The organism is Arthrobacter sp. GQ119 (assembly GCF_059759125.1).
The window spans coordinates 1-26,773 of the sequence record NZ_JCAXEA010000034.1 but is presented as its reverse complement, the minus strand read 5'-3'; the positions used below and the strand labels follow the sequence as shown (position 1 = coordinate 26,773).

The 26,773-nt window shown below is 65.0% G+C and carries 28 protein-coding genes, 2 tRNA genes and 1 other RNA gene; 11 read left to right on the top strand and 20 right to left on the bottom strand.

Annotated features, from left to right (window positions below):
- Positions 1-178 precede the first annotated feature (178 nt).
- Entirely contained in the window at positions 179-865 is a 687-nt protein-coding gene (locus AC6CH3_RS22180; protein ID WP_498134480.1) for a DNA alkylation repair protein, read from the top strand.
- Here the strand turns inward: AC6CH3_RS22180 and mptB are convergent.
- Complete coding sequence (mptB, locus tag AC6CH3_RS22175) at positions 858-2,414, bottom strand: polyprenol phosphomannose-dependent alpha 1,6 mannosyltransferase MptB (RefSeq protein ID WP_498134479.1); 1,557 nt, start codon at positions 2,412-2,414, stop codon at positions 858-860. The two genes, AC6CH3_RS22180 and mptB, sit on opposite strands and share 8 nt — an antisense overlap.
- A gap of 155 nt (positions 2,415-2,569) precedes the next feature.
- Between mptB and orn the strand changes: the two genes are divergently transcribed.
- From orn to def, 3 genes are all read left to right on the top strand, one after another.
- Positions 2,570-3,280, top strand: coding sequence for an oligoribonuclease (gene orn / locus AC6CH3_RS22170; protein WP_498134478.1), 711 nt, complete (start codon positions 2,570-2,572; stop codon positions 3,278-3,280).
- 137 nt (positions 3,281-3,417) lie between these two features.
- Positions 3,418-3,490 (top strand) — tRNA-His (locus AC6CH3_RS22165).
- A gap of 144 nt (positions 3,491-3,634) precedes the next feature.
- A complete protein-coding gene (gene def / locus AC6CH3_RS22160; RefSeq protein WP_498134477.1) occupies positions 3,635-4,207 on the top strand; it encodes a peptide deformylase in 573 nt (190 codons plus the stop codon).
- A gap of 31 nt (positions 4,208-4,238) precedes the next feature.
- On the opposite strand, the gene AC6CH3_RS22155 is transcribed toward def, so the two are convergent.
- From AC6CH3_RS22155 to rnpB, 4 genes are all read right to left on the bottom strand, one after another.
- Positions 4,239-5,036, bottom strand: a complete 798-nt coding sequence (locus tag AC6CH3_RS22155) for an HNH endonuclease family protein (RefSeq protein ID WP_498134476.1) — start codon at positions 5,034-5,036, stop codon at positions 4,239-4,241.
- 121 nt (positions 5,037-5,157) lie between these two features.
- On the bottom strand, positions 5,158-5,379 hold the full coding sequence (locus AC6CH3_RS22150) for a hypothetical protein (RefSeq protein WP_498134475.1): 222 nt from the start codon (positions 5,377-5,379) through the stop codon (positions 5,158-5,160).
- A gap of 108 nt (positions 5,380-5,487) precedes the next feature.
- Positions 5,488-6,981 carry a glyceraldehyde-3-phosphate dehydrogenase gene (locus tag AC6CH3_RS22145; protein ID WP_498134474.1) on the bottom strand — a complete coding sequence of 498 codons (1,494 nt, stop codon included), beginning with the start codon at positions 6,979-6,981 and terminating at the stop codon, positions 5,488-5,490.
- Between the two features lie 292 nt (positions 6,982-7,273).
- Positions 7,274-7,665: RNase P RNA component class A (gene rnpB, locus AC6CH3_RS22140), an RNA gene on the bottom strand.
- 98 nt (positions 7,666-7,763) lie between these two features.
- Here rnpB and AC6CH3_RS22135 point away from each other — a divergent pair.
- Both AC6CH3_RS22135 and AC6CH3_RS22130 read left to right on the top strand, forming a co-directional pair.
- Positions 7,764-8,621 (top strand): alpha/beta hydrolase, encoded by an 858-nt coding sequence (locus tag AC6CH3_RS22135; protein WP_498134473.1) that lies wholly within the window; start codon positions 7,764-7,766, stop codon positions 8,619-8,621.
- Between the two features lie 83 nt (positions 8,622-8,704).
- Entirely contained in the window at positions 8,705-9,469 is a 765-nt protein-coding gene (locus AC6CH3_RS22130; protein WP_498134472.1) for a YaaA family protein, read from the top strand.
- A gap of 27 nt (positions 9,470-9,496) precedes the next feature.
- Here AC6CH3_RS22130 and AC6CH3_RS22125 read toward each other — a convergent pair whose 3' ends face one another.
- Both AC6CH3_RS22125 and AC6CH3_RS22120 read right to left on the bottom strand, forming a co-directional pair.
- On the bottom strand, positions 9,497-10,234 hold the full coding sequence (locus AC6CH3_RS22125) for a zinc ribbon domain-containing protein (RefSeq protein WP_498134471.1): 738 nt from the start codon (positions 10,232-10,234) through the stop codon (positions 9,497-9,499).
- Positions 10,235-10,296: 62 nt separating this feature from the next.
- Positions 10,297-11,214, bottom strand: coding sequence for a Nif3-like dinuclear metal center hexameric protein (locus tag AC6CH3_RS22120; RefSeq protein WP_498134488.1), 918 nt, complete (start codon positions 11,212-11,214; stop codon positions 10,297-10,299).
- Between the two features lie 100 nt (positions 11,215-11,314).
- Between AC6CH3_RS22120 and msrA the strand changes: the two genes are divergently transcribed.
- The 3 genes from msrA (at position 11,315) to epsC (ending at position 13,466) form a co-directional block, all read left to right on the top strand.
- Positions 11,315-11,839, top strand: coding sequence for a peptide-methionine (S)-S-oxide reductase MsrA (gene msrA / locus AC6CH3_RS22115; RefSeq protein ID WP_498134470.1), 525 nt, complete (start codon positions 11,315-11,317; stop codon positions 11,837-11,839).
- 65 nt (positions 11,840-11,904) lie between these two features.
- Complete coding sequence (cysK, locus tag AC6CH3_RS22110; protein WP_498134469.1) at positions 11,905-12,840, top strand: cysteine synthase A; 936 nt, start codon at positions 11,905-11,907, stop codon at positions 12,838-12,840.
- A gap of 41 nt (positions 12,841-12,881) precedes the next feature.
- Entirely contained in the window at positions 12,882-13,466 is a 585-nt protein-coding gene (gene epsC, locus AC6CH3_RS22105) for a serine O-acetyltransferase EpsC (RefSeq protein WP_498134468.1), read from the top strand.
- Between the two features lie 45 nt (positions 13,467-13,511).
- Here epsC and AC6CH3_RS22100 read toward each other — a convergent pair whose 3' ends face one another.
- Together AC6CH3_RS22100 and gnd are read right to left on the bottom strand one after the other, a co-directional pair.
- On the bottom strand, positions 13,512-14,345 hold the full coding sequence (locus tag AC6CH3_RS22100) for an oxidoreductase (RefSeq protein WP_498134467.1): 834 nt from the start codon (positions 14,343-14,345) through the stop codon (positions 13,512-13,514).
- Positions 14,346-14,474: 129 nt separating this feature from the next.
- Complete coding sequence (gnd, locus tag AC6CH3_RS22095) at positions 14,475-15,911, bottom strand: NADP-dependent phosphogluconate dehydrogenase (RefSeq protein WP_498134466.1); 1,437 nt, start codon at positions 15,909-15,911, stop codon at positions 14,475-14,477.
- A gap of 232 nt (positions 15,912-16,143) precedes the next feature.
- On the opposite strand from gnd, the gene AC6CH3_RS22090 reads away from it, so the two are divergent.
- Positions 16,144-16,884 carry a FadR/GntR family transcriptional regulator gene (locus AC6CH3_RS22090; RefSeq protein ID WP_400575672.1) on the top strand — a complete coding sequence of 247 codons (741 nt, stop codon included), beginning with the start codon at positions 16,144-16,146 and terminating at the stop codon, positions 16,882-16,884.
- Here AC6CH3_RS22090 and AC6CH3_RS22085 read toward each other — a convergent pair.
- Genes AC6CH3_RS22085 through AC6CH3_RS22075 form a run of 3 tightly spaced genes read right to left on the bottom strand, consistent with a single transcriptional unit; the run spans position 16,881 to position 19,698 of the window.
- On the bottom strand, positions 16,881-17,999 hold the full coding sequence (locus AC6CH3_RS22085) for an L-idonate 5-dehydrogenase (protein WP_498134465.1): 1,119 nt from the start codon (positions 17,997-17,999) through the stop codon (positions 16,881-16,883). The genes AC6CH3_RS22090 and AC6CH3_RS22085 overlap by 4 nt on opposite strands.
- Positions 17,999-18,769, bottom strand: coding sequence for an SDR family oxidoreductase (locus AC6CH3_RS22080; RefSeq protein WP_498134464.1), 771 nt, complete (start codon positions 18,767-18,769; stop codon positions 17,999-18,001). Before AC6CH3_RS22080 ends, AC6CH3_RS22085 begins: the two co-directional genes overlap by 1 nt.
- Positions 18,766-19,698, bottom strand: a complete 933-nt coding sequence (locus tag AC6CH3_RS22075) for an NAD(P)-dependent oxidoreductase (protein ID WP_498134463.1) — start codon at positions 19,696-19,698, stop codon at positions 18,766-18,768. Before AC6CH3_RS22075 ends, AC6CH3_RS22080 begins: the two co-directional genes overlap by 4 nt.
- 70 nt (positions 19,699-19,768) lie before the next feature.
- Between AC6CH3_RS22075 and AC6CH3_RS22070 the strand changes: the two genes are divergently transcribed.
- Positions 19,769-20,833, top strand: a complete 1,065-nt coding sequence (locus AC6CH3_RS22070; protein ID WP_498134462.1) for a D-2-hydroxyacid dehydrogenase — start codon at positions 19,769-19,771, stop codon at positions 20,831-20,833.
- 102 nt (positions 20,834-20,935) lie between these two features.
- On the opposite strand, the gene AC6CH3_RS22065 is transcribed toward AC6CH3_RS22070, so the two are convergent.
- The 8 genes from AC6CH3_RS22065 to AC6CH3_RS22030 form a co-directional block, all read right to left on the bottom strand.
- Complete coding sequence (locus AC6CH3_RS22065) at positions 20,936-21,145, bottom strand: hypothetical protein (protein ID WP_498134461.1); 210 nt, start codon at positions 21,143-21,145, stop codon at positions 20,936-20,938.
- A 175-nt stretch (positions 21,146-21,320) separates the two neighbouring features.
- Positions 21,321-22,670 carry an MFS transporter gene (locus tag AC6CH3_RS22060; protein WP_498134460.1) on the bottom strand — a complete coding sequence of 450 codons (1,350 nt, stop codon included), beginning with the start codon at positions 22,668-22,670 and terminating at the stop codon, positions 21,321-21,323.
- A 168-nt stretch (positions 22,671-22,838) separates the two neighbouring features.
- On the bottom strand, positions 22,839-23,636 hold the full coding sequence (locus AC6CH3_RS22055) for an IclR family transcriptional regulator (protein ID WP_498134459.1): 798 nt from the start codon (positions 23,634-23,636) through the stop codon (positions 22,839-22,841).
- 332 nt (positions 23,637-23,968) lie between these two features.
- Positions 23,969-24,259, bottom strand: coding sequence for a hypothetical protein (locus tag AC6CH3_RS22050; protein ID WP_498134458.1), 291 nt, complete (start codon positions 24,257-24,259; stop codon positions 23,969-23,971).
- 141 nt (positions 24,260-24,400) lie between these two features.
- A tRNA-Val gene (locus AC6CH3_RS22045) sits at positions 24,401-24,473 on the bottom strand.
- A gap of 81 nt (positions 24,474-24,554) precedes the next feature.
- On the bottom strand, positions 24,555-25,484 hold the full coding sequence (locus AC6CH3_RS22040; RefSeq protein ID WP_498134457.1) for an NAD-dependent protein deacetylase: 930 nt from the start codon (positions 25,482-25,484) through the stop codon (positions 24,555-24,557).
- Positions 25,485-25,488: 4 nt separating this feature from the next.
- Positions 25,489-25,992, bottom strand: a complete 504-nt coding sequence (locus tag AC6CH3_RS22035; protein WP_498134456.1) for a peroxiredoxin — start codon at positions 25,990-25,992, stop codon at positions 25,489-25,491.
- Positions 25,989-26,408, bottom strand: coding sequence for a DUF3052 domain-containing protein (locus AC6CH3_RS22030; protein ID WP_498134455.1), 420 nt, complete (start codon positions 26,406-26,408; stop codon positions 25,989-25,991). Before AC6CH3_RS22030 ends, AC6CH3_RS22035 begins: the two co-directional genes overlap by 4 nt.
- Between the last annotated feature and the right edge of the window lie 365 nt (positions 26,409-26,773).

Below are 26,773 nucleotides of genomic sequence, written 5' to 3'. Positions count from 1 at the left end.
GGCTTATAGGTGATTCGGCTCAACGCTGGTGCCGCTGCGGCTGACGGAAGTGCGTGCATCGCATCGGTACCCTGCCTACTTTAGGACCCGGCGCGGCCCGGAACTACGGGGCAAGGCAGGCGCACGGCATTCATGGCCGCGATCCCCCGCGGACTGCCGCAGCGGCTATGTTGGCTGCATGGTGAACGACGACGTCCTGGCCGCCATCCGCTCCGCGCTGCGGTCCGCCGCCGATCCTGTCCGGGGTGCAGGCGCGCAGGCCTACATGAAGTCCTCAATGCCGTCCCTGGGCGTGCGGGTTCCGGAGGTGCGCCGCACCGTGAAGGCTGCCGCGGCGGCGCACCCCTTTGCGTCCGTCGATGAACTGCGGGCAACAGTCCTCACCCTGTGGCGGGGGGCGGCCTACCGCGAGGAACGCTACGCGGCCATCGACCTTACCGGACTGCGTCTGGTGGCGGACGACTTGGGAATGCTGCCGGTCTATGCGGAGATCATCCGCTGCGGGGCATCCTGGGACCTCGTGGACGGCGTGGCCCACCGCCTCTGCGCACTGCTCCAGGCGCACCGGCAGGAGGTCACCCCGGTCCTGCTTGGGTGGGCGGAGGATGAAGACTTCTGGTTTCGGCGGGCATCCATCACGGCCCAACTCGCCGCCAAGACCCACACCGATACGGCATTGCTCGCCCGTGTCATTGAAGTCAACCTGGCCGACCGGGAGTTTTTCATCAGAAAGGCGATTGGCTGGGCTCTGCGCGAATACGCCAAGACGGAGCCGCGCTGGGTCGTCGGCTTCGTGGAACGCCACGGCCAGTCCCTGAGCCCCCTGTCCCGCAGGGAAGCCTTGAAGAACCTGCCCGTCAGATAACAGGCCGGGTGGTCACCGGCTGGTCGGACTTGCTGAACAGGTGCTTTGTCCGTGGATCCATGAAGATCAGATACAGGGCGAACAGCAGGGCGATGATGGCCGCAGCGTTCCTCGCGAGGGCAAGTGCGAGTCCGAGATCCTCGGACTGCAGGTACGGGAAGACCTCCAGCTGGTCCGAGATGGCGTAGACCATGAAGAAGGACACGATGAAGTAGAGGGCCTTGACCTGCCAGTCATCCCGGATGCCCGTCACGGCAAACAGCGGGATCAGCCAGACCACGTACCAGGACTGGATCATGGGGGCCAGGACGACGACGGCGGCAAAGGCCAGCGTCAGTCGGCGCATGAGGCGGTCGTGGTCACCTTTGAAAATCTGCCAGGCGACGATGCCGACGGCAAGCAGCTTCCCGGCGTCGTAAACCCATTTGGCCAGGCCCCACCCGTCCAGGCTGAAGGCATTGGCGATGGACGCCACCACCAGGCCGAGGAGCCCCACCGGGGCGTACCAGATCCAGACGCTGCCCGGGGCTGACAGTCCGTTGATCCAGCCGAACCCGAAGCCGTTCACCAGGCTCATGAGGTACAACAGGGCGAAGCTGATTCCCGCGGTGAGGCCCCAAAACACAAATTTCCGCAGCCAGCCGGCGTCCTTGCCCGCCCAGAGCAGCCCGATGAACGGGAGGAAGACCACCGTGATGGGCTTGATGGAGATGGACAGCGTGACGAGCACTATTCCGAGGATCACGCGCCGCGTGGCGCTGTAATACAGGCCGGCGAGGGCAAGCCCGATCATGAGGGCGTCGTTGTGGACGCTGGCGATGAAGTTTGTCAGGAACAGGGGGTTCGCTGCGGTGAGCCAGAGCGCCCTGTGCGGATTGACCCCGTGGAGTTCGGCGAGCTTGGGGACGTAGATGATGCAGAGCACCACGCCCACCAGCGCAACAAGGCGGAAGAGAATGATGCACGCCTCGGGGTGGACATTGGTGGACCAGACAACGAACTGCTCGATCCAAAGAAACAGCTGTCCGTACGGCACGGGCGCCTCGGTCCACATCTTGTCCGCGCCGAGCTGGAAGTAATTCGACAGTGCGGAAATGCCGTTCTCGTAGGGGTTGAAGCCCTCCACCATGAGCCGGCCCTGCCCAATGTAGGCGTAGACGTCACGGCTGAACAGCGGAACCGTGAACATCATGGGCAGTCCCCACGCCACCACGGCCTGGAGCGTTGCCTTGCGGGCCGCAGGCCCCCAGACCCTGACACGCTGCCCAAGCCTGAGCCATGCCCGCACCAGCAGCATGCCGCCGATCGCGATCAGCACGATGGAAAGAGCCACCCCGAACGCTTCTGTGCGCATCCAGATGAACAGCGGCATCCGGCGCAGCTCCGACGCCGGTGCGAGCCAGCCCACGCCCAGTGAACCGATCACAAGGAAAACCGAACCGACGAATCCGGAAAGGATGGGCGACCACGGGTTGTCCACCTCCGCCGGAGCCAAGTCCGTGAAAGCGCCGGTGACCTCTTCCTCCGTCTCGGGCACAGGCGACGTCATGTCAGGACTGTCCAATCTTTTGTGGGCGTGCTCCAGTGTCTCCTGCCGGAAATGCCCGGCCAGAAAGGGCCGCGGCGGCTGGTCACAGCGGCGCCACGTACCCCGAAATCTTAGCACCGGACAGCTCCCCGACCACGAAACGGTAGGCTGATCGGGTGCCTATATCTAACGAACGCATCGTCTGGATCGACTGCGAAATGACCGGTCTCGACACCGTCAACGACGCCCTGATCGAAGTCGCCGCGCTGGTGACCGATTCCGAACTCAACATCCTCGGGGACGGCGTGGACGTGGTCATCAAGCCCGACGAGTCTGCCCTCGCCCAGATGAACGACTTCGTCCGCGACATGCACACCCGGTCCGGGCTGCTGAAGGAACTCCCGGCCGGGAAGACCCTGGCCGAGGCCGAGGAAGCAGTCATGGACTACATCCGCAAGTGGGTTCCGGATCCACGCAAGGCTCCGCTCGCCGGCAACTCGGTAGGGACGGACCGGGTCTTCCTCGCCCGCGACATGCCCTCTGTGGTGGAGCACCTGCACTACCGGATCATCGACGTGAGCACCATCAAGGAACTGGCCCGGCGCTGGTTCGCCCGGGCATACTTCCAGGCCCCCGCCAAGCTGGGCGGACACCGCGCGCTCGGAGACATCAAGGATTCCATCGACGAGCTCCGCTACTACCGGGAGGCGGTCTTCGTGCCTGCACCGGGTCCGGACAGCGCCACCTCGCTGCAGATCTCGAAGCGGATTTCCGCCGAGCCCTCCGCCGTTGAGCGGCTGATTCAGGAACACTCCGAGCGGCAGGGACTGCCCGGCGAAACTCTGTCCGCACAGGCCGAGGCCGGACCCGCAGCGCGTGAGCCCTGAAAGTAATCTGCGCCACGTTTGAGGGAAATTTTGCGGAAACAGCCAAAAGTGGCAAAAGCATCCCCGAACAGCAGGTAAACTATTTGACGTTGCCTTTCAAGCCAGCCGGTGAAACCGGAAGGCCGCGGAGGCACATGGTGGGCGTAGCTCAGTTGGCAGAGCGCCTGGTTGTGGTCCAGGAGGTCGCGGGTTCAACCCCCGTCGCTCACCCTTATGAAGGATGGCATTAAGAATGCCGTCCAATCACAAAGGCTGCACCGGTTATCCGGTGCAGCCTTTGTTCGTTTTCGCCGTAGCGGCACTCTCCAGCCGTCGCGGCACTTGCCGCTCGAAGCACCAGAGGAACCATCCGACATGACCGTTCTGCCGATCACCATCTGGGGTGAACCCGTCCTGCACCGCCGGGCCGCCGAAGTTGAGGTCTTCGATGACGGGCTCCGCGAGCTGATTGCCGACATGTTTGAAACGAACGACAAGGCGAACGGCGCCGGCCTGGCCGCTCCCCAGATCGGCGTGGGCAAGCGGATCTTCGTCTACAAATACGACAACGAGGACGGCGTCCCGCCGAGCGGCGTGCTGGTCAACCCGGTCCTCACGCTGTCAAAGGTGTCCGGTGCCCTGCCTGATCCGGACGAGGAAGTGGAGGGCTGCCTCTCTTTCCCAGGCTGCCAGTATCCCCTTAAGCGGGCGGAATGGGCGCGGGTCAAGGGATTCGACGGCCATGGGCAGCCCGTTGAGTTCGAGGCCACGGGCTGGTTCGCCCGGGTGATCCAACACGAGTATGACCATCTTGACGGAAAGCTCTACGTCCACCGCCTCATCGACCGCTATGCGCGCAAAGCCATGAAGCAGGCCAAGAAAAGCGGTTGGGGCGTTCCGGGTCTGACGTGGATGCCCGGCGTGGACCCGGACCCGTTCGGGCACTGAGGCCTGGCTCCGACGCCGGCTCTGAGCCGGCTCAGCGCGCCACGATGGTCCGTTGCCCGGGACAGAAACTCAGAACATGGCCCATGGCATCCCTTTCGGCCTGGGTCACCCAGAGCCCGTAGGCTGCCTTCACCGAAATCTGCCGTGCGACGTAGTGGCAGCGGAGCGCTTTGTTCCCGGGAAGCCAGCTCGCTGCGTCCGACGCGCTCTTCTCCTGGTTCGCGGGACCGTCAGCCGCAATCAGATTAAGAGGATCATTGGCGAGATTCTGTCGCTGCTTCGGGGTGAGCTCCGCGGCTCCCTTCTGCCAGGCATCCCCCAGTGCCACGACGTGGTCAATCTGAACGGCCTTGCTGGAGTCGGCACCGCGGGTGAATGTGGCGACCCGGCCTGAATACGGTTCGTGGAAGGTGCCTGACGAGACTTTGCACCGCGAACCCGTGGAGTAGGCAACGTCGCTGAGGTCGCGGCGGAGGATGTCGTTGCGGGTGTCGCAGCCGTTGCGGTCGGCGTCGAACCAGGCCTGGCCGAAGGCCGCCCGGTCGTAGTCGTTTTTGGACGCCCTGCCTTTAACGGGCAACGAGTCGAGTGCCGCCACCGCCGCGCCTTCCGGCACAGGCCGGGGCGGCACCACAGGCTTCATCCACGTGGCGTCGAAGACGGGGACCTCACTGGGGCCGGACACCGCCGGTTCAGCGGCCAGGAACTGCCCGGCCGTGAAAAACCAGGTTATGCCTGCCGCAGCCAGGACCGTGAGAAGGGCAAGCACGGCCCATGCCTGGCGGGAGCGCCGTCGGGCACGCCTGTACGCGGACCAGCTGAGGGTCATCGCGTGGCGCCCTTCGGGGCGTGGCTTGTGGACACCCCACGAGACTAGGGCAGCTCCGGTGCCTCCGGGCAGATGTCCACAGTGTTGAGGACCGGTGCCCTGGGAAGGACGAGTTGAGGGACTACTGCTCCCTCATGACCCGGCGGAGATCCTCGTTGGCCAGGTCGAGCAGGCGCTGCAATTGTGCAACCCGCTCGTGGCTGACCTCGCCGCCGGCATGTGCGGCGACGGCTTGGTCCAGGAGGCGCTGCGCCTCTTTCTGGTTTGCCCGCGCCACGTCAAGTGCGTGTTCCAGTGTTGTGTCATGCGGTGTGTCGCGCTGGAGGGTCGAGTCTTGTTCCATGAGAACAGTGTGGTCCCCTTTCCCGGCTGATTCCAGAGAACCAGCCGGGAAGTTGGGAAAGAGTGGGCGCCCGCGGCTTTCGGCCGCGGGCTCACCAGAGGTCCGGGGCTAGACGGATCCCGCTGCGGCCAGCACGGGGGCTGCGTCCTTGACGGAGTCCTTGGCGGGGAACGTGGGCGGGTTCACGCCTGCCATTTCCTCCATGACCCGGACAACCTGGCAGCTGTACCCGAACTCGTTGTCGTACCAGACGTAGAGAACCAGGTTCTTGTCGGTGGAGACAGTGGCCAGACCGTCCACGATCCCGGTACGGCGGGAGCCGACGAAGTCCGTGGAGACGACCTCCGGGGAGTCGATGTAGTCGATCTGCTTGCGCAGGACCGAGTGCAGCGACATTTCCCGCAGGTAATCGTTGACCTCGTCCTTGGTGGTGCCGTTTTCCAGGGTCAGGTTCAGGATCGCCAGGGAGACATCCGGCGTGGGGACGCGGATGGAGCTGCCGGTGAGCTTGCCCTGCAGTTCCGGAAGCGCCTTGGCCACGGCCTTGGCCGCACCCGTTTCGGTGATCACCATGTTCAGCGCGGCCGAGCGGCCGCGGCGGTCGCCCTTGTGGAAGTTGTCGATCAGGTTCTGGTCGTTCGTGAACGAGTGAACGGTCTCCACGTGGCCGTGGATGACGCCGTACTTGTCGTTGATCGCCTTCAGTACCGGGGTGATGGCGTTGGTGGTGCAGGATGCCGCGGTGACGATCTTGTCCGAATCCAGGATGGTGCCGTGGTTGATGCCGTGAACGATGTTCTTCAGCTCGCCCTTGCCCGGAGCCGTCAGCAGCACGCGCCCCACGCCCTTGCTCAGCAGGTGCTGGGACAGGCCCTCGCTGTCGCGCCAGCGGCCCGTGTTGTCCACGACCAGGGCATTGTTGATGCCGTACTCCGTGTAGTCAATCGTGGCAGGGTTGTCCGAGTAGATGACCTGCACCTGGACGCCGTTTGCCGTGATGGTGTTCGCTTCCTCGTCCACCTTGATGGTGCCTTCGAAGGAACCGTGGACCGAGTCGCGGCGCAAGAGGCTCGCACGCTTGGAAAGGTCGTTGTGGGAACCACGCCGCACGACGATGGCGCGCAGACGCAGGCCATGGCCGCCGCCGGCCTTTTCGATGAGGAGCCGGGCGACAAGGCGGCCGATCCGGCCAAACCCATAAAGGACGACGTCGGTGCTGGTGCGGTCATCGGCGCCACGCTTGCCAACGATCTCAGCCAGCTCGGCGCGGAGGAATTCTTCCAAAGTGGCGTCGCCGCCGTCGGACTTGAACTTCTGGTTCAGACGCGCGATGTCGATCGCAGCGGCACCCAGGTCCAGCTTTGCGAGCGTATCGAGCAGGGGTGCCGTTTCCTCCAGGAGCAGCTCGTCCTTGCTCATCCGGCGGGCGAAGCGGTGCGCCTTGAGGATGTTCATGGTGGACTTGTTGATCAGGCTGCGGCCGTGGATCGAAGTGACCACGTTATTTTCCCGGTACAGCCGGCCGATCACCGGGATCATGGCCTCGGCGAGCGCCTCGCGGCCCATCCACGTATCGAGACAAGAATCTGACGTCTGGCTCACAGAACTACCTTCCTTGGTTCGACCGGCTACGTCCTCGTAACCGGAAGTCGGCCACCCGAAGTATCCAGGGGCGCTGGCACCGGCAGGGTTTCGGTCCGCCCCGGATGCCATTGACGTTGCAAAGAAAAACCGCCGGTTGCGAACGCAGATCCGGCGGTAGAACTCCTACGTTCAAGGTCTATTCTAGGGCTGGGCACGCGCCGCGGATGACCGGGGGCACGTGAAATCTCTCACACCGGGCCTTGCGGGGCCGTGCGCGCCGGGCACGCGGCAGGAACGGCGGCAGAATAAATGGATGGGTTGACCGATACGCCGGGTTCTGTGTTCCCGCGCCGTTGCCGGGGCGGGAGTAGCGGCCATCCATCTACGAACGCCGTTGCCGGCGCCCTCCAGCGGCCTACCCGGGCACTCGGGCGAGCAGCCCTCAAACGTGCCCTGTCTGGCCTTGCTCCGGGTGGGGTTTACCTAGCCTTCCCGGTCACCCGGGAAGCTGGTGGTCTCTTACACCACCGTTTCACCCTTACCTGCATCGTGCCTCTTTCAAATCGGCGCGAGGCAGGCGGTCTGTTTTCTGTGGCACTGGCCTGCGGGTTACCCCGAGTGGGCGTTACCCACCACCCTGCTCTGAGGAGCCCGGACGTTCCTCGAGCCACTTGCGTGACGCGCGGCCGCCTGGTCAACCCATCCGCAGTCCATTCTACGGTCAGTGCGGGCCCCTGCCACACAGGGACGCTGCCACGCATCCACCTGCCACACAGGCGCGCCGAGCCTATGATCGGATCATGGACGCGTCCGCAGTGACCCGGCGCCGCCTGCTTCAGCTGGCGGGGCTGGGCGTTGGCGCCTACACGGTCACCGGGTGCACCGCCACCCATCCGCCCCCCTCCCCGTGGCCCAACCCACCAGCGGGACCTCCCTCGGTGGCCATGCGCGGTGGTTCCTTCGTTTCGAAGTTCCGGCCTGCGGCAACAACCCACTGGTCCATTGCCACGCCGGTGCTCCCCGGCAGGAGCGGGACGGACTTCCCTCTGGCGCTGTTCCTTCACGGCCTGGGCGGCAACAACGAAGGGATCTTCGATGTGCTCAAGGCGCACGAAGTCCTGAGACGCCACCTCTTTATCGGCGGGACACCGTTCGCCATTGCGTCGGTGGACGGCGGCGACACCTGGTGGCACCCCCGCGCAGACGGCACCGACACCCAGTCAATGCTGGCGGATGAGTTTGTCCCCTTCCTGGGCTCGCAGGGCTACGACCTTGGCCGGGTCGGCCTTTTCGGTCTGTCCATGGGAGGCTTCGGCGTCCTGCTTCTCGCCTCGCAGGCCCGCCTGCCCGGCATCCGGGCCGTGGCAGCCATGAGCCCGGCAGTCTGGGACCGATATGACAAGAGAATCGAAGGAGCCTTCGACAGCCCTTCCGATTTTGCGGCCCACGACGTGTTCGCGCTGCGGCCAAGATTGGCTGCGGTGCCCAAACGGGTCGACTGCGGAACCGAGGACGAACTGTTCCCGTGGGTCAAGCAGTACGCCAGCGGCCTCCCCGGCGTGGTGGAGGGCGGCTTCCGGACGGGAGGACACGATGCGGATTACTGGCGGGCCATCCTGCCTGACGTGGTGTCCTTCCTGGGCAGGCACCTCCGCTGAGCGCGCAGCCCGGAGACGCACAGCCCCCGGAGACGCACAGCTCCCCGGAGAACAGGGCCGGCGGGCACCGGTAAGATCGTACGGTGCTGATCCTGCTTCCCCCGTCTGAAGGTAAGACCCCTGCCGTCCACGGCGACGCCATGGACTGGACGTCCCTGAGCTTCCCTGAGCTGAACCCGTGCCGGGCCAAGGTGCTCGATGCACTGGGGACGGTGAGCGCGCACGAAGATGCCCTGGCACTGCTCGGCGTCGGAGCAACGCTGACGTCCGACGTCGAACGCAACACGCGGCTGCACGCGGAACCGGCGGCGCCGGCCCACCAGGTGTATTCAGGCGTCCTGTACGACGCGCTGGGCTATAAGTCGATGACGGCGGCGCAAAAGCGCCGTGCGGATGACGCGGTGCTGGTGATTTCGGCACTGTGGGGAGCCATCCGCTTCGCGGACTCCGTGCCCGCCTATCGGCTGTCGATGTCAACGGCATTGCCCGACGTCGGACGCCTTGCCTCGTTCTGGAAGCCGCAGCTCACAGACGCACTCGCCTCCGCCACGGCCGGCCAGCTGCTGGTGGACTGCCGCTCCAGCACCTATGCCGCGGCGTGGACTCCCCCGCCGGCGTCGACGGTGACGGTGAATGTTTTCACCGAGGTGAACGGCGTGCGCAAGGTGGTCAGCCACTTCGCGAAGCACACCCGGGGTGAATTGGCGCGGCATCTGCTGACCAGGCCGGGAAAGGCCGCCGGGACGCCGGCCCAGCTGCACAGGGCCGCCAGTGAGAAGTGGAATGCCGAACTCGTTCCGGGGACGGCGCGGAAGGCGCACGCCCTGAACGTCATCCTTCCCGGTTAGCTGCCGCTGCGGTTGGCCTTACTGGGTTCAGACCCACTCGGGGGAGCGCACCAGGATGCAGCCGGAGTCCGGGCAGAAGACGATGTCGTCGGCGGCGGCGGCCTTGATCTCGGCGAGGTCACCCGGACTCAGCTGCATGCCTGACCCTTCGGACGTGCCGTGGAACAGCCGGGCAGCACCCACGCCGCGGCGGGCCAGGGTCTTTTCATAGACCGCCAACATTCCGGCGTCCAGCCCCGCGGCGAACACTGCCCTGCGGCCCCGCACCACCGTTTCTTCCGCCGCAATCTCGGCCAGCTGTCCGTCCAGCTCCGCCCGGATTGCGCCGAAGGAACCCTGGATGTCATCGACGATCTTCTGCTGGGCCGCCTGCCGCTCGCGCAGCGAGTCCAGCCGTTCCATGACTTCGAGTTCAACGTCTTCGAGGTCGGACCGCCGCTTATTGAGCGAGGCGATGTCCTTCTGCAGGGCCACCAGGTCCTTGGACAGGCCGGTTCCGCTGTTCAGCCTCGCTTCGTCGCGTTCGATCCTGCCGGCCACCTGTTCGACGTCAGCCTCGGCGCGCTTTAACTCCGCCTGTGCGTCATGGACGGCCATCTTTGCCGCGCCCAGCTCGCCGTTGGCAATGTTCAGCGCCGCCTGGAGGTCTTCGATGCGGGGATCTGTTTCAAGGCTGCGGCGGCGGCTGGCCAGTGACTTGAGTTTCGCGTCCAGCCCCTGGAGTTCGAGCAACTTCAACTGTTCCGCCGGTGCTGCCTTGGCCACGATTACCTCCGCTTGATCCCATCCGGCCTGCGCCGGGCACCCCTGCAGGGGCTTTATAGACTCTAGTCCCCGCCGGGAGTCAGAATGAAGTCCCATGGGTCGCTGTTGGTGGCGCTGACACGGATGTCGACGTCAAGGCCCTGGTCCGCGAGGACATTGCCCAGGGCGTCTGCAGCAGCGGGAAGCCACAGCCATTCGCTGGCGAAATGGGACACGTCGATAAGGTACGGGCGCCCGTTGACAGCGGCCTCGCGGGCCTCGGAAGCGGAGTGGTGTCGAAGGTCGGCCGTGACATACAGATCGGCGCCGCTGGCCCGGACCTCGTCAAACAGTGAGTCCCCTGCGCCGCCGCAGACCGCGACCCGGCGGACCAGGCCGTCCTTGTCACCGGAAACCCTGACGCCGCCCGCGACAGAGGGCAGGATCCCAAACACCCTCGCCGCGAAGTCGCCCAGCGTCATTGCCTCGGCAAGATCGCCGACCCTGCCGATGCCTTCCTCCGGAAGGCCGTTGGCTGCACGGGTCAGAGGAGAAACATTGTCCAGCCCCAGGGCGTCGGCCAGGACATCGGAGACACCACCGACGGCGGAATCCCCGTTCGTGTGGACGGTCAGGAGAGCGGTTCCCGATTCGATCAGCCGGTGGACGGCCTTGCCTTTGGGGGTGTTGGCCGCGACTGACGTCACGCCCCTGAGCAGCAGCGGGTGGTGCGTGATCAGCAGCTCCGCGCCCCACTCAATGGCTTCGTCGATGACGTCAAGCGTTGGATCCACGGCAAACATGACCTTGGTGATTCCCGCCGACGGGTGCCCGGCAACAAGGCCCACCTCGTCCCACTCCTCGGCGAGCGACTCAGGCCAGAGCTCTTCGACGGCCAGCATGAGCTGTCCGAGTGTCGGCGCCTCCGGCGCCTCCTCGGCAGCTGCCGTGTCCGGATATTCTGCCGGCTCTGCTGCAACACCACTGTTCACAGGTTCCATACTCATATTTTTACTCTATAGGCGCCGCTGGCCCGTCCCGGGTTCGGACCCGTAGTGTGGCTGGGGGAATCATCGGCGCCCCTCAACCATTGAAGAGGACATGAGAACTTTTGTGCTTGGCGGAGGCTGCTTCTGGTGCCTGGACGCCGTCTACCAGAAAACCATGGGCGTCAGCGCGGTGGTCTCGGGCTACACGGGCGGCCACGAACGCCACCCGGACTACTACTCCGTGTGTTCAGGCACCACGGGCCACGCGGAGGTCGTGGCAGTCACCTTCGACGAGGAGATCATCCCGTCCGAGGTCATCCTGGACATGTTCTTCGCGCTGCACGACCCCACCACGCTGAACCGCCAGGGATACGACGTCGGAACGCAGTACCGCTCGTCCATGTTCTATGAGACGACAGAGGAAAAGATCCTCTTCGAGGAAGCGATCGAACGCAACCAGGCCCTGTGGTCACGGCCCATCGTGACGGAGGTAAGCCGGCTCCCGGAGTTCTACCGGGCCGAGGAGATCCACCAGGACTATTACGCAAAATTCCCGGAACAGGGCTACTGCCAGGTCATCATCAACCCGAAACTGGCCAAAGCGCGGAAATATTACTCTGCATGGCTTAATGCTTAGCGGCGGCGCTTACGCCCTCGTTAGGCTGACCACAGTATTCCCTCCTCAAAGATAGGCGTAAGTACATGGCACGGATCTACGACGATGTAACACAGCTTGTAGGCGGCACCCCCCTGGTCAGGCTCAACCGGCTGAGCGAGGGCCTGGGCGCCACGGTGGCCGTCAAGCTCGAGTTCTACAACCCGGCCAACAGCGTGAAGGACCGCATCGGCGTGGCCATCATCGACGCTGCCGAAAAGGCCGGCGCGCTCAAGCCCGGCGGAACCATCGTCGAGGGGACCTCCGGCAACACCGGCATCGCGCTGGCCATGGTGGGTGCGGCACGCGGCTACAAGGTCATCCTGACCATGCCGGAAACCATGTCCACGGAACGCCGTGTCATGCTGCGTGCCTTCGGTGCTGAGATCGTCCTGACCCCGGGTTCCGAGGGCATGCGCGGCGCCGTCGAGAAGGCCCAGGAAATCGTGGCCAACACCGAGAACTCCATCTGGGCCCAGCAGTTTGCCAACGAGGCCAACCCGGAGATCCACCGCAAGACCACCGCCGAGGAAATCTGGGAAGACACCGACGGCAAGGTGGACATCTTTGTCTCCGGCATCGGCACCGGCGGAACCATCACGGGCGTCGGCCAGGTCCTTAAGGAGCGCAAGCCCGGCGTCCAGATCGTTGCCGTGGAGCCCAAGGACTCCCCCATCCTCAACGGCGGCACTCCCGGCCCCCACAAGATCCAGGGCCTCGGCGCGAACTTCATTCCGGAGCTGCTCGACACCAACGTCTACGACGAGGTCCTGGACGCCACCCTGGAGGACTCCGTGGCCGTGGCCCGCGACCTGGGCATCAAGGAAGGCATCCTGGGCGGCATTTCCTCGGGTGCCATCGTGTGGGGCGCGCTGGAACTGGCCAAGCGCCCGGAGAACGCCGGCAAACTGATCGTGGCCGTCGTGTGCGACTTCGGCGAGCGTTACATCTCCACCGTTCTCTATGACGACATCCGGGGCTAAGCCTTACCCTGCCCCTCCTCGTTTCCTGTAGAAAGATCTTTGTGGGCTTTTTCGCAAGACTTAAGGAAGACCTCGACGCCGCCCGGTCCCATGACCCGGCGGCTCGAGGTTCTTTTGAGAACTTTTTCGCCTATTCCGGGCTGCATGCCATCTGGGCACACCGGCTGACGCACAAGCTGTGGCGCAACCCGGCAACGCGGTTCCCTGCGCGCCTGATTTCCCAGCTGGCCCGGTTCCTGACCGGCATCGAAATCCATCCTGGTGCCACAATCGGCCGGCGGTTTTTCATCGACCACGGCATGGGCGTGGTCATCGGTGAAACAGCTGAAATCGGCGAAGACGTCATGATCTACCACGGCGTGACACTCGGCGGACGCTCACTGGCAAAGGTAAAGCGGCACCCCACGATCGGGGACCGCGTGACCATCGGAGCCGGGGCCAAGATCCTCGGCCCCATCACCATCGGCCGGGACAGCGCCGTCGGCGCCAACGCCGTCGTCGTTAAAGACGCCCCGCCGGAGTCAATCGTCACGGGCGTTCCGGCCACCTGGCGCCACCGCGACGCGCAGCGGGAAACCTCCCCCGCCGTGGATCCTGCCGAGTACTACATCGAGTACCGGATCTGAGGACTCGGGACTGGGAACTCCGGACCTGGGAATTCCGGGGCCGGCTCAGCGCGCCAGTCGTTTGAGGACACCCGTCACCGCCGCATCGAACAGGCGGTCCGGGAGGAGCCGGCGCAGCATCATGATGGCGGGCGCTCCCCTGCCCACCGGATAGCGCGTCTTCGGGCGTGCAGCGGTAGCGGCATGGACCACGGCGTCGGCGATGATTCCGGGATCGGTTGATGTGGCGGGCCTTCCCGTAGATGCCAGTACACCGGCCATCTCTTTCGCCTGCTCCCGGTAGGGACCGTTGCCCGAGCGGGCCAGCAGCCCTTCTGCGGCGATGCTGCCCCACTCAGTCACGGTGCTGGCGGGTTCGATGATCGCCACCTGGATGCCGTGGGGCTTCAGTTCGAGCCGCAATGCATCGCTGAAGCCTTCCACTGCGAATTTGGTGGCGTGGTACCAGGTTCCCAGAGGTTCATAGAACTTCCCTCCGATGGAGGAGATGTTGATGATCCGGCCCCGCCCTGCGGCCCGCATTCCGGGCAGGACCAGCTGGGTCATCCTCGCGAGGCCGAAGACGTTGACATCGAACTGCCTTCGTCCCTCCGCCAGCTCAACCTCTTCCAAAGCCCCGAACGCGCCATATCCGGCGTTGTTGACCAGGACGTCTATCCGCCCGTGGGACCCGAGGACTGCGGAGACCGCGCTGCGCATGGACTCCTCGTCAGTGACGTCCAGCTGCAGGACGTTGATACCGTGTGCCTTCAGCGGCTCCATCCTGTCCACCCGCCGCGCTCCGGCGAAGACGGTGAATCCTTTATTGCTGAGCTTCCTGGCTGCCTGGAAACCGATGCCGGTGGAGGCTCCGGTGACAAACGCGACGGGCTGGGACACACGGGACTCCTGGATCAGATACGGAAACGGCCGGCGCCTCCCACAGTATCGGGAAGCGCCGGCCGTTTGCCGCAGCAGGCTGTTTGCCGTACCGGACCTGCTGTGTCAGGCAGTGCCGGTCAGGCGGGCCTAGTGGGTGTCCACTGCCTCGATTTCAGACTTGTCCTCGCCCCACAGGGTGTGGAACGTGCCCTCGGCGTCAACACGGCCATACGTGTGGGCGCCGAAGAGATCGCGCTGGCCCTGGATCACCGCGGCCGGCAGGCGCTTGCGGCGCAGACCGTCGTAGTAGGCCAGCGAGGAGGAGAAGACCGGCACCGGGATTCCGAGCTGGACAGCCGTGGCCACAACGCGGCGCCAGGCCGGCAGGACTTCGGCGATGGCCTTGGTGAAGGCCGGGGCGAACAGCAGGTTTGCGGGCTTCTCCTCGGCGGCGTAGGCCTTGGTGATTTCCTTCAGGAGTTCTGCACGGATGATGCAGCCGCCGCGCCACAGCGATGCGATCTCGTCCAGCTTCAGGTCCCAGCCGTATTCCTTGGCTGCCGAGGTCAGCATGTCCAGGCCCTGGGCGTAGGAAACGAGCTTGGAGGCGTAGAGCGCCTGGCGGACATCCTCGACGAAGGTCTCCGGGATCTCAACGTTGACTTCCTCGCCGGCGAGGAGTTCCTGGGCCAGCTTCCGCTGGTCAGCCTGGGAGGACAGGGCGCGGGCGAAGACCGACTCGGCGATGCCCGACGTCGGGGAGCCCAGCTCGAGTGCCGAGATGACGGTCCAGCGGCCGGTGCCCTTCTGGCCGGCGGCATCCACCACGACGTCGACGAACGGCTTGCCGGTGCGGCCATCCACGTGGCCCAGAACCTCGGCCGAGATTTCGATGAGGAAGGAAGCGAGCTCGCCCTTGTTCCACTCAGCGAAGATCTTGGACTGTTCCGCGGGCTCGATGCCGGCGCCCGAGCGCAGCAGGTCGAAGGCTTCGCCGATAACCTGCATGTCGGCGTATTCGATGCCGTTGTGGACCATCTTGACGAAGTGGCCGGCGCCGTCGGTGCCGATCCAGGCGCAGCAGGGCTGGCCCTCGACATTGGCTGCGATCTTTTCCAGCAGCGGTCCGAGGGCGTCGTAGGACTCCTTGGAACCGCCGGGCATGATGGAGGGGCCGTTCAGGGCGCCTTCCTCACCGCCGGAGACGCCGATGCCCACGAAGTGCAGATCTTTCTTCGCCAGCGCGGCTTCGCGGCGGCGGGTGTCCTCGTAGTGGGAGTTGCCGGCGTCGATGATGATGTCGCCTGCCTCCAGCAGGGGTTCGAGCTGCTCGATCACCGAGTCAACCGGCTTGCCGGCCTTGACCATGATCAGGACGCGGCGCGGCTTCTCGAGGGAGTTGACGAGCTCTTCAAGGGATTCGGTCCGGACGAAATCGCCCTCGGAGCCGTGCTTCTCGAGCAGCGCGTCGGTCTTTTCAACCGAGCGGTTGTGCAGGGCGACAGTGAAGCCGTTCCGGGCGAGGTTGCGGGCCAGGTTGGCACCCATTACCGCAAGGCCGGTGACACCGATGTGTGCAGACATCAATTCTCCAATTCATTTCTGTGCAGCGTGTGCAGCGAGCGTTCCGCACGTCCTGCGGAGCGCGCTTTTGGGAGGTGGCTGTGAATAAAGCATATATATTCCAGGCCGCGGGGAAAAGCGGCATTCTCTTAATGGCAGCGGAACGCGTCACAAAGAGTCTATGACGCGGGGCAGAACGGCAGCCTGCCCCTCAGCGCCAGCCACAGGTGCCCGCCCCACTATGCTTACCAATATGTCGACCAGTCTCCATCACCGTGCCGTCGAGAATCTGGGAACCCGGATTGTGGGCGGCAGCCTTCCCGCAGGCCACATCATGCTCGCGGAACAGCTGGAGGACGAACTGAAGGTTTCCCGCTCGGTGGTTCGCGAAGCGGTGCGCGTACTGCAGTCCCTTGGGCTCGTGGAAACCACCAAGCGGGTGGGCATCCGGGTACTTCCGCCCGAGCGCTGGAATCCGTTCGACCCGCTCGTGATCCGCTGGCGGCTCGCCGGCGAGGGCCGCGGCGCCCAGTTGCGCTCCCTCGCGGAGCTGCGCTCCGCCGTCGAACCCGTTGCCGCCGAGCTCGCGGCCGCCAATTCTCCCGCCGAGCTCCGGCAGGAGCTGCTCGACGTAGCCTTGGCCATGCGCGACGCCGGCAAGGCCGGGGACGTGCCCCGCTTCCTGGAGCTGGACATCCAGTTCCACTCCCTCCTGCTGAGCGGATCCGGCAACGAAATGTTCGCCAACCTGGTGGGGCAGGTCGCCGAAACCCTGACCGGGCGCACGGTTCACGGGCTCATGCCCGACCGGCCCAGGGACCTCACGCTGCAGTGGCACCTGGATGTGGCCGAGGCCATTTTCGCCGGCAACGCGGAGGAAGCGCGCGACGCGGCCAGCAGGATCATGCGGCGGACGATCTCTGAAATGGAGCCGGTCTGGGTTGAGCAGCCGCGGGTTTTTGTGCCGGTGCAACGGCACCGGCACTCTGCCTAGGCCTGTGCAGGTCCCGTCGGTCTTGCGGGTCCCGGCGGTTGCGCAGGTCCTGCCGGCCGGAAGTCCAGGAGCACTTTTCCTGATTCGGCCGCATTGCGCGCCACACCGAAGGCTTCAAGTGCCTGTTCAACACGGTACTCGTGCGTGATCACGGGACCGATCTCCAGCGAGCCGTCTGCCAGCGCTGCGATCACCTCGTCAATCTCGTCGTTGAACCGGAAGGACCCGAGGAGCTCGAGCTCCCGCGTGATGGCCAGCGAAACCGGAACGGGCTGCGGGCCCGACGGCAACAGCCCCACCATCACCACGGTGCCGCCCCGGACCGCACCGCTGATGGCGGACGCCAGGCCCTGGTGGCTGCCGGAGGACTCGATGACCACGTCCGCCTCCACAGCAGCAATGGCGTCGGTTTCGCCTGCAGCCAAGACCTCAGTGGCGCCGACAGCTGCCGCGATCTGCAGCGGCTTGGCGTGCATGTCCACCGCCACGATCCGGCGCGCCCCGGCCCGCTTCAATACCGCCACAGTCAGGGCGCCTATGGGTCCGCATCCAATGACCAGGGCCGTCTTCCCGGCAACGTCCCCGGCGCGGGCGACCGCATGCCAGGCGACGCTGGCCGGTTCGATCAGGGCCGCCGTCCTCAGATCAAGGTCCCCGGGAAGGACCCGGAGCATGCGGGTGGGAAGGTTCACGTAGCGGCTGAAGGCTCCGTCGGTGTGCGGGAAGCGCGCGGCACTGCCCAGGTAGGTGCAGCCGGGCGACAGATTGGGCCGATCCTCCGGATATCTGGCGGTGCCGGGCGCGGGGGTCGCGGGGTGCACGGCCACGGCGTCGCCGAGCGCAGGTCCGCTGCCGTTCGCCGCGGTCCGGACGACTGTGCCCACCACCTCGTGGCCGAGGACCAGCGGCTCCTTGAGGACCGACTCCCCCGCGGCGCCGTGAAGCCAGTAATGCAGGTCGGAACCGCAAATGCCGCCGAAGGCCACCTCCACCACGGCCTGGTCTGCAGCCGGAGCGGCCAGTGCCACGTCGTCGAGGCGCAGGTCACCTGCGGCGTGGGCCACCACGGCCGGCGAGACCGCCGGAAGTTCTGTGCTCACAGTCACCGGCGCCATCAGACCACCACCGTCATTCCGCCGTCGATGAAGATCGTCTGGCCGTTCACGAAGTCTGAACCGCTGGAAGCCAGCCAGACGGCCGGCCCGGCCAGGTCCTGGACGGTGCCCCACCGGTGCGCCGGCGTGCGGCCGAGAATCCAGGCGTTAAACTCCTCATCGTCCACCAGGTTCTGCGTCATTTCCGTGTGGATGTAGCCCGGGGCGATGCCGTTGATCTGCAGCCCGGAGCCGGCCCATTCGGCGGTCATGGCACGGGTCAGGTTCCGCAGCCCTCCCTTGGCCGCGATGTAGGGGGCGATAGTGGGGCGGGCGAGGTCGGTCTGCACGGAGCAGATGTTGATGATCTTGCCCCGGCCCCGGGGAATCATGCGCCGGGCCGCCTCCCGGCCCACCAGGAACGCGCTCGTCAGGTCGGTGGAAAGGACCCGCTCCCAGTCGCTGACGTCTAGTTCGAGCATGGGCACCCGGTGCTGGATGCCGGCGTTGTTCACCAGGATGTCCAGCGGGCCCACATTGGCCTCGATCCAGGCGATACCCTCCGCGGCCGCCGTATCGCTGGTGACGTCGAAGGCACAGCTGCGGATCCGGCCTTCAGGGTAGCCGGCGGCCATGGCGTCCTCCGCGGCCTTCAGCCGGTCAGGGGTGATTCCGTTGAGCACCACGGTGGCACCGGCGTCCGCGAGGGCGCGGGCCAGGGCGTTTCCGATGCCCCGGCTGGAGCCGGTCACCAGGGCGGTTCGCCCGGTCAGGTCAAATAGTGCACTCATGCTGTGATGGTCCCTTCGTCCGCGGCTGCCGCGGCCCGGTTGCTGAGGTTGGAAATTGTTTGCCGCACGGCGGCCAGGTCCTGGTCGCCCAGTCCCTGCCGCTTAAGTTCGGCATAGAGTTCGACGCCGGCCGCCGCCATGGGGACGGCGGCACCGGCAGCCTCGGCTGACTCGACGACGAAGGAAAGGTCCTTGTGCATGAACTTGGCCGGACCGGTAGGTGTGTAGTCCCGCTGCACGAGCCGCGGTCCCACGATGTCCAGCACCCTGCTGCCCGCCAGCCCGCCGGAGAGGACCTCGTAGAGGGCCGCCACATCCAGTCCCGAGCGCTCGGCGAGTTCGGCCGCTTCAGCGAGTGCCGCCGTCGTGGTTCCCACAATGAGCTGGTTGCATGCCTTCGCCAGCGAACCGGCGCCCAGCGGGCCCAGCAGCCGCACCGTGGTGCCCATCGCCGCCAACAGCGGCCGCAGCCTGTTGAAGGCCAATTCATCATCCGCCCCTGCCATGATGGCCAGGGTCCCGTCCATCGCGCCCTTGGTGCCGCCGCTCACCGGAGCGTCAACCACGAATGCGTTGCCCCCGCTCGCTTCCCGGACGCGGCCCCCGAAGCGGCGGACTCCGGAGGGTGAAACGCTGCTCATGACCACCACCGCGGTTCCGGACGCGGGCGGAGCGTCCGCCCAGCTGGCAAGCAGCCCTGCTGCAGCCTCTTCAATGAAGCCGAGGTCCGGCAGCATGAACACGATCACGGGCTGGTCGCGGAGCGATGCCACATCGTCGGCACGCGATCCGCCCAGCTCTTCGAAACCGTCGAGCGCGGAGGCCGATCGGTTCCAGGCGGTAACAGCCCAGCCCTTCCTCACGAGGTTGGCGGCCATCGGCGCCCCCATGAGCCCAAGGCCCACAAAACCTGCCTTCTGTATATTCATGTGCAGAACTGCCTCACTTCGACGTGGTTAATCTTTGGAAACCTGTTCAGTATTCTATCCGCTATTCAGTATGATGAACAGCATGACGACTCAAACCACCGTCGCAATCGCCGTCCCGCTCGAAGCAGAGCTGGTGGAGCGCATTCGCGCCGTAGACCCCTCCGTGACCGTTCTCTATGAACCGGATCTCCTGCCCCCGGAGCGCTTTCCGGCCGACCATTCCGGCGACCCGGGTTTCAAACGCACGCCCGTGCAGGAAGAGCGTTACTGGGACATGCTGGGCCAGGCGCAGGTCCTGTACGGATTTCCCAACGAGAGCCCGGCAGGCCTCGCGAGAATCGCCCGCGAAAACCCGCACCTGCAGTGGATCCACGCCATGGCGGCGGGTGCCGGTGGAGCGGTCAAGGCCTCCGGTCTCGACACCGAAACGCTGAACAAGTTCCAGATCACCACGTCGGCCGGGGTACATGCCCTGCCGCTGGCGGAGTTTGCGGCGCTGGGAATCCTGAACGGCTTCAAGCGGAGCGCTGAACTCGCCCAGGACCAGGCCGCCAAGGTGTGGCCGGAGTTGCGGACTTCGACGCGGCTCGTCAATGGCTCAACCTTGGTGGTGGCCGGACTCGGGGAGATCGGCCTGGAAACCGCACGCATTGCGCGGGCGCTCGGCATGAAGGTCAGCGGCACCAAGCGGAACGTGGAACCGATCGATGGAATTGAGGAAGTGGCCGGCAACGACGGGCTGCCCGCACTGCTGGCCTCGGCCGATGCCGTGGTCAATACCCTGCCGGGCACGCCGTACACGGAGAAGCTCTTCAACCGCCAGGTCTTCTCCGCCATGAAACCAGGCACCGTTTTCGTGAACGTGGGCCGCGGCACCGTGGTGGACGAGGAGGCGCTGCTGGAGGCGCTGGAGGGCGGACAGGTCTCGTACGCGTGCCTGGATGTTTTCGCCGTGGAGCCGCTTCCCCAGGACAGCCCGCTCTGGAGCCACCCCCGCGTTATGGTGTCACCGCACACCTCTGCGCTCAGCGCCGCTGAGAACCGGCTCATCGCCGAGCGCTTCTGCGGCAACCTGCGCACATTCCTCGACGGCGGCGAACTCCCCCACCTCGTGGACACGGTGCACTTCTACTAAGACCAGGAGATCCAGAGAGCCGGGCAGCCAGTTGGCTGCCCGGCTCTCTTGCGTTCTGCGGGGGCCGATTGCGTTCGCCCCGCGCCGCCCGCCCCCGCGACGTTACTCGACGCGGTTCACGCCGTCCCATCCCCGCTGCCTCATCCGCCGGCCGGCAACCATGGACAGCGCACCACACACCACCCCAATGACAATGGCGATGATCCCGCCGATGAACCATCCACCCTGTCCGAAGATCATCATCACAACACCGAGAAAACACAGACCTTTGGCAGCGATGTCCAGATACAAAGGACCCCTCAGGTACTCCATGCATCCACGGTAAGCCCGGGAGCCCGCCACGCTACCCCGCCACACGCGTTCCCAGTCCCGCCCGCACTCCCGTCCCACCCCAGCACATGGGCCACCTGCGTCAGCAAAGCGCGAACGGACACTTGCGGCCCCGCCGAGGGGCACAAGTGTCCGTTCGCGCTTTGCTGACGGAATGCTAGCTGGCGTCCTCGATCAGCACGAGGTCACGCCCATTGGTTTCCGGCGTAAAGAAGGTGGTGACGAAGGAGATCAGCGCCAGGACGAAGGAGTAGATCGCCAGGACGAGCCAGGAGTATCCGGAGGCGGCGAGCAGTGCCGCGCCGACCAGGGGCACGAGGCCGCCGGCGAGCACTGCGGAGAGTTCGCGGCTCATGGCGACGCCCGTGAAGCGGTACTGGGAGCCGAACAGTTCGGGCAGGAGCGGGCACTGCGGGCCCAGCATGGACTGCACGCCGAGGGCGATGCCCACCACCATGACCGCCCAGACGAGCATGGGATTGCCCAGCGTGACCAGGTAGAACGCCGGGAAGGCAATCAGTGCCTGGAAGAGGGCCCCGTAGCGGTACACGGGGACCCGTCCAAAGCGGTCGGACAGCGCGCCGAAGGTGATCACCATGACGGCGGCGAAACCGGCGGCGATGAGCAGGCCTACGGGACCGATGAACTTGTCGCCGGGGAAGATGCCGGCCGGAGCTGCCAGGAAGGCTACCAGGAGCGCGGAGTAGATGGAGGAGTTGCCGTTTTCGCCCATGCGCAGGCCGATGCCCACCAGGACGTTCTTCTTGGAGTGCTTCCAGAGTTCGCCGACCGGGTTCTTCACAACGTTCTTGTGCTTTTCCAGCTCCTGGAACACCGGAGTTTCCTTGAGTTTCAGCCGGATGAAGACGGCCACCGCAATCAGCAGAATGCTCGCGAGGAAGGGAACCCGCCAGAGCCAGCCCTCCAGGACCGCTTTGTCGGCCATCGCGATCAGTGCAAAGGTGCCGGCGCCGAGGAGGGTGCCCAGCTGGATTCCCACAAAGGGAAGGGAAGCGAAGAACCCGCGACGGCGGCGCGGTGCGACTTCGGAGATCAGCGTCGTCGCGCCGGCCTGTTCCGCTCCCGCACCGAGGCCCTGGACAATGCGGAGGATGACCAGCAGCACGGCACCGAGCATGCCCGCCTGCTCGAATGTCGGCAGCAGGCCGATGGCGAAGCTGGCCGTTCCCATCAGGCCGATAGTCAGGATCAGCACCATTTTCCGGCCGAAGCGGTCCCCGATGTAGCCAAAGACGACGCCGCCAAACGGCCGGGCCGCGAAGCCGACGCCATACGTGGCGAACGAGGCAATGAGTGCACCCTCTTCGCCCAGCGGCTTGAAAAACAGCGGTCCAAAGATCAGCGCCGAAGCGAGACCGTAAATATAGAAGTCGTAGTACTCCAGAGCGGAGCCTACGGAACTGGCAAGAGTCGCCTTACGCAGCTGGTCCGGTTCGACGACGGCGCCGTCCACATCAGCCAGCGGTATATCAGTACGAGTTGTCACAAGCACTCCCTCAAAAACACTCCAGGCCCCCGTTGGCCTTGGTGGGATAGTGACAACACCTATGGCGTCGATCACTATGTTGAACAGAGTACAACAAGTTGAACGACTCGCCAATAGGTCGAGGTTTCACAGGCAATGGAGCGCCAATGTGACGCCCCACGGTCTGCCTCACCCCATCGGATTACCCAGGGACCTGGCCAGTTCCTTCAGTTCCTTGACCATCTGAGCCCCCTGCTCGGCGGAATACGTAGCCTTCAAGGCCGTAACAGACAACCCCAGGCTGGGGCCGTGGGCGCCGTGGGTGGGCACCGCCACGCCCAGGCATACGACGCCGGTGGTGGATTCCTCATCTTCAAAGGCATAGCCCTGTTGCCGGATTTCGCGGATCTGCGCTTTGAGTTCGGCACCCGTACGGATCGACTTTGGCGTGAGCACCGGCAGTTCCGCATCGTCCGGGAACATGGCTTCGATGTCATGGTCGTGCAGACGCGCGATCAGGACCTTGCCCACTGCGCAAAGGGACACAGGCATCTTGTCCCCGATGTTGGACGTCAGCCGGACCGCAGGATGCCCTTCATAGCGGGCCAGGTAGATGACATTGGTACCGTCCAGCATGGCGATCCGGACAGTTTCCCCGGACAGGGTGGGGGCCTGCTCACAAAACCGGTAGAACTCCTGGACTTCATCCAGCCGGCTCAGATAGGCCGCGCCGAGTTCAACAAGTTTGCGGCCCAGGGTGAACTCGGCGCCCTGCCTGCTGATCAGGCGAGCCTCCTCCAGCGCCAGGAGCAGGTTCGATGTTGAGGACTTCGGAATACCGAGTTCCCGGGCGAGATCACTCAGGGTTAGCCGGCCGGTAGCCGACGCGGCCAGCGCCTCCATCACAGCGGCCGCCCGGGTAACGGCGGGAGCCGGGGATGTGCTGCCTAATCCATCATTGGGTCGGGTAGCGCGGGAATCGACCATGATTCTCCTTCAATCAGTACGCACTGTGGCGCAGGCAGCATATCTGCCAGCCAAAGGTCAGCGGCAGTGGCCTGCCAACTGTTCATGTGGCTGAACACTTACCATCATAATGGCTTGCCCGCTCCATGGTTGGACTGGACCGGATAGCTGGACCGGACCGGATAATTGCCCCTGCCAGGACGCAGCCGGCACCCTGCTGGTCCACAGCCCGAAATAAGTTTCGTGTTTCCGACTGTTCACGGTATATTCGTTTTAGGCCTTCCACCGCGGCATCCCCCAATAGTCGCGGTGGAGGGCTGTTCCAATTAAGCGGGTCCAATTTAGCAGGGTGTTTAAGCGGCGTCAGCAACTGCCTCCCGCAGCTTCCAGCCACCGCCCCGGCCATCCCGCAGGATTTCCATGGTGGTCAACGCAGAGTTTTCATTCCTGCCCAACCTCGCCTGGAGCCGCCAGACTTCGACGTCCACCCTGCTCCAACCGAGCGGCATCCGGCGTTCACCTTCCCACCAACTGACGCGTTCAAACCATCTGATGGGCTCCGCGCCTACGGTCCATTCGCGGCCACCACGGATGACGGCGGCGGGGCGGCCGTCCGCAGCTGTTCTCACCAGTACATGTTCCATGCCGCAAGACTACGAACGGGCCCTGACATTTTCGGCCAAAGACTTTGGCAGCTGAGGCCGCGGCAACCATCACCAGGACGCCCAACACAAAAAACCCCGTCTTCCCGGCATCTGATGCCGGGAAGACGGGGTTCTTCCTTGTGGGTCCTACCGGGATCGAACCGATGACATCCACGGTGTAAACGTGGCGCTCTACCAGCTGAGCTAAAGACCCAAACTGCCGGTTCCGCTTCGAAGCTCGCGAACCAACGAACATAGACTCTACCCGACGACAGGCCGTAATGACCAATCCTGATCAGGGCTGCGGCGCGCCGGGCAGCTCCTTGGCAAGCCAGGAAAGCGCCTCACTGACGCCTGCGGCCAGTTTGACGGTTGCCAGGTCGTCGCCGCGGGTCTCTCCGCGATTGATGATGACCACCGGTTTGCCCTGCTTGGCGGCGTGGCGGACGAAACGCAGTCCACTCATGACGCTGAGGGACGAACCGGCGACGAGCAGCGCTCCGGCTTCATCCACCATCGAGTAGGCCCGCTCCACACGGTCCTTTGGGACGTTCTCGCCGAAGTACACAAAGTCCGGCTTCAGCACACCGCCGCACGCAGGGCACTTGGCCACAACGAAGCTGCTGATGAGCTCCGAATCCTCGACGGTCGCGTCGGCATCAGGCGCTATTTCAACAACCCCCGATTCCAGCGCACGCTTGAGGAACGACGGGTTCAGTTCCTCCAAAAGCCCTGCGAGCAGACCACGGGAGTACGTGCGGCGGCAGTCCAGGCAGATGACCTGGTCGAAGCGGCCGTGCAGGTCCACCACGTTGACGCTGCCGGCGTCCTCATGCAGGCGGTCCACGTTCTGGGTGATCAGCCCCGTCAGGAGGCCGCGGCGTTCCAGCTTCACGACGGCGGCGTGGCCGGCATTGGGGTCAGCCCGCCGGAGATGGGACCAGCCGATATGGTTCCGCGCCCAGTAGCGCTGCCGGTTGCCCGCGTCGCGCACGAACTCCTGATAGGTCATGGGCGACCGCGGCGGTGAGTCCGGGCCCCGGTAGTCAGGTATCCCGGAATCCGTGCTCAATCCTGCTCCGGTGAGGAGCGCGAGACGCAGCCCTGATACGACGTCCCGGATGTGCCGCAGGACCTCCAGTTCCGGGGGCGAGGGCTCGGCCCGTGGCACCGGCGGGAGGCTGGCAAACCCTGTCAGGCCGATGCCGGCGCGCCGCTGGTCCACGGGTTCAGCCTTGCGTCAGTCCTGCCAGCGCGCGGCGGTACTCGTCCAGGTCGCGTGCCTGCCCGCGGGGATTGACTACGACATACCGGACGATGCCCTCGGCGTCGATGATGAATGTCCCCCGGATCGCCATGCCGCTCTCCGCGTCAAAGACGCCGTACCGCATGGCCACGTCCCCGTGAGGCCAGAAGTCAGCAAGCAGGCTGAATTCGTAGCCTTCCTGCCCGGCATAGGCCCGAAGGGCAAATTTGCTGTCCACTGAGATGGCAAGCACTTCGGCGTCGGCGTGCTCGAAAACCGAGAGGTTGTCCCGGATCTCACAGAGTTCGCCCGTGCAGATGCCGGAGAAGGCGAAAGGGTAAAAGACCAGCACGACGTTCCGTCCGCGGAAGTCTGCCAGCCTGACGGGCTCGCCGTACTGATTGGCGAGCGTGAAGTCCGGAGCCTGCTGCCCAACCTCAGGAACGGCCGCAACACCGATGGAGTCCACGGTGTTTGTTACGGTCACTTGTTCTTCCTGGTCACCAGGCGGGTGGCACTCCAGTCCTTGGACACTCCCACCGATGTGGTGCAGTGCAACCCGGCCGTAGGGGCCGCGTCCTGGATGTCGGAGGGGGAAACGTAGCCCGGGCGGCCGGACTTGGGGGTCAGGACCCAGACGACACCGCCTTCGGTCAGCGTCGTGAGCGAGTCGACAAGGGTGTCAACAAGGTCGCCGTCGCCGTCGCGCCACCAGAAGATGACTGCGTCCACAACGTCATGATCGTCCTCCTCCAGGAGCTCCGACCCCGTCAGATCTTCAATGTCATCACGCAAGTCGAAGTCGACGTCGTCGTCGTAACCGAACTCCTGAATCAGATCCCCGTTCTTGAAACCCAATTTTTCCGCCACATTTACCGAAGTGGCGGCGTCGGCCTCACTCACGCGTTCCTCCTATGAATAGTGATATCGATTACTCCAAGCCAACACCCTTTGGGCGTGTGCTTCAAGCTGCCAGTGCCGCGGGGCGGCTTATTGTGCGTCACACAACCAGTATGACGGTCAAATACGACAGGGGCGCCAGACGCGGCTACGCATCGGCAAGCCGTCAGAGCTAGAGTGGCTGGTGACAGCCATGCCGTGGGGCGACCGCCCTGGACGGATTTAGGCAGTCTAAGACGAGATAGAACCCTGCCCGGCGCACCTGACCGGGCTGTTGTAACCGATATGTCGCACACGTCGCGTTCACGCCAGGCAGCTACCCTGCCGGACCTGAGTGCGCCGATGAATGCGCGCAAAGAGAGGTTGGA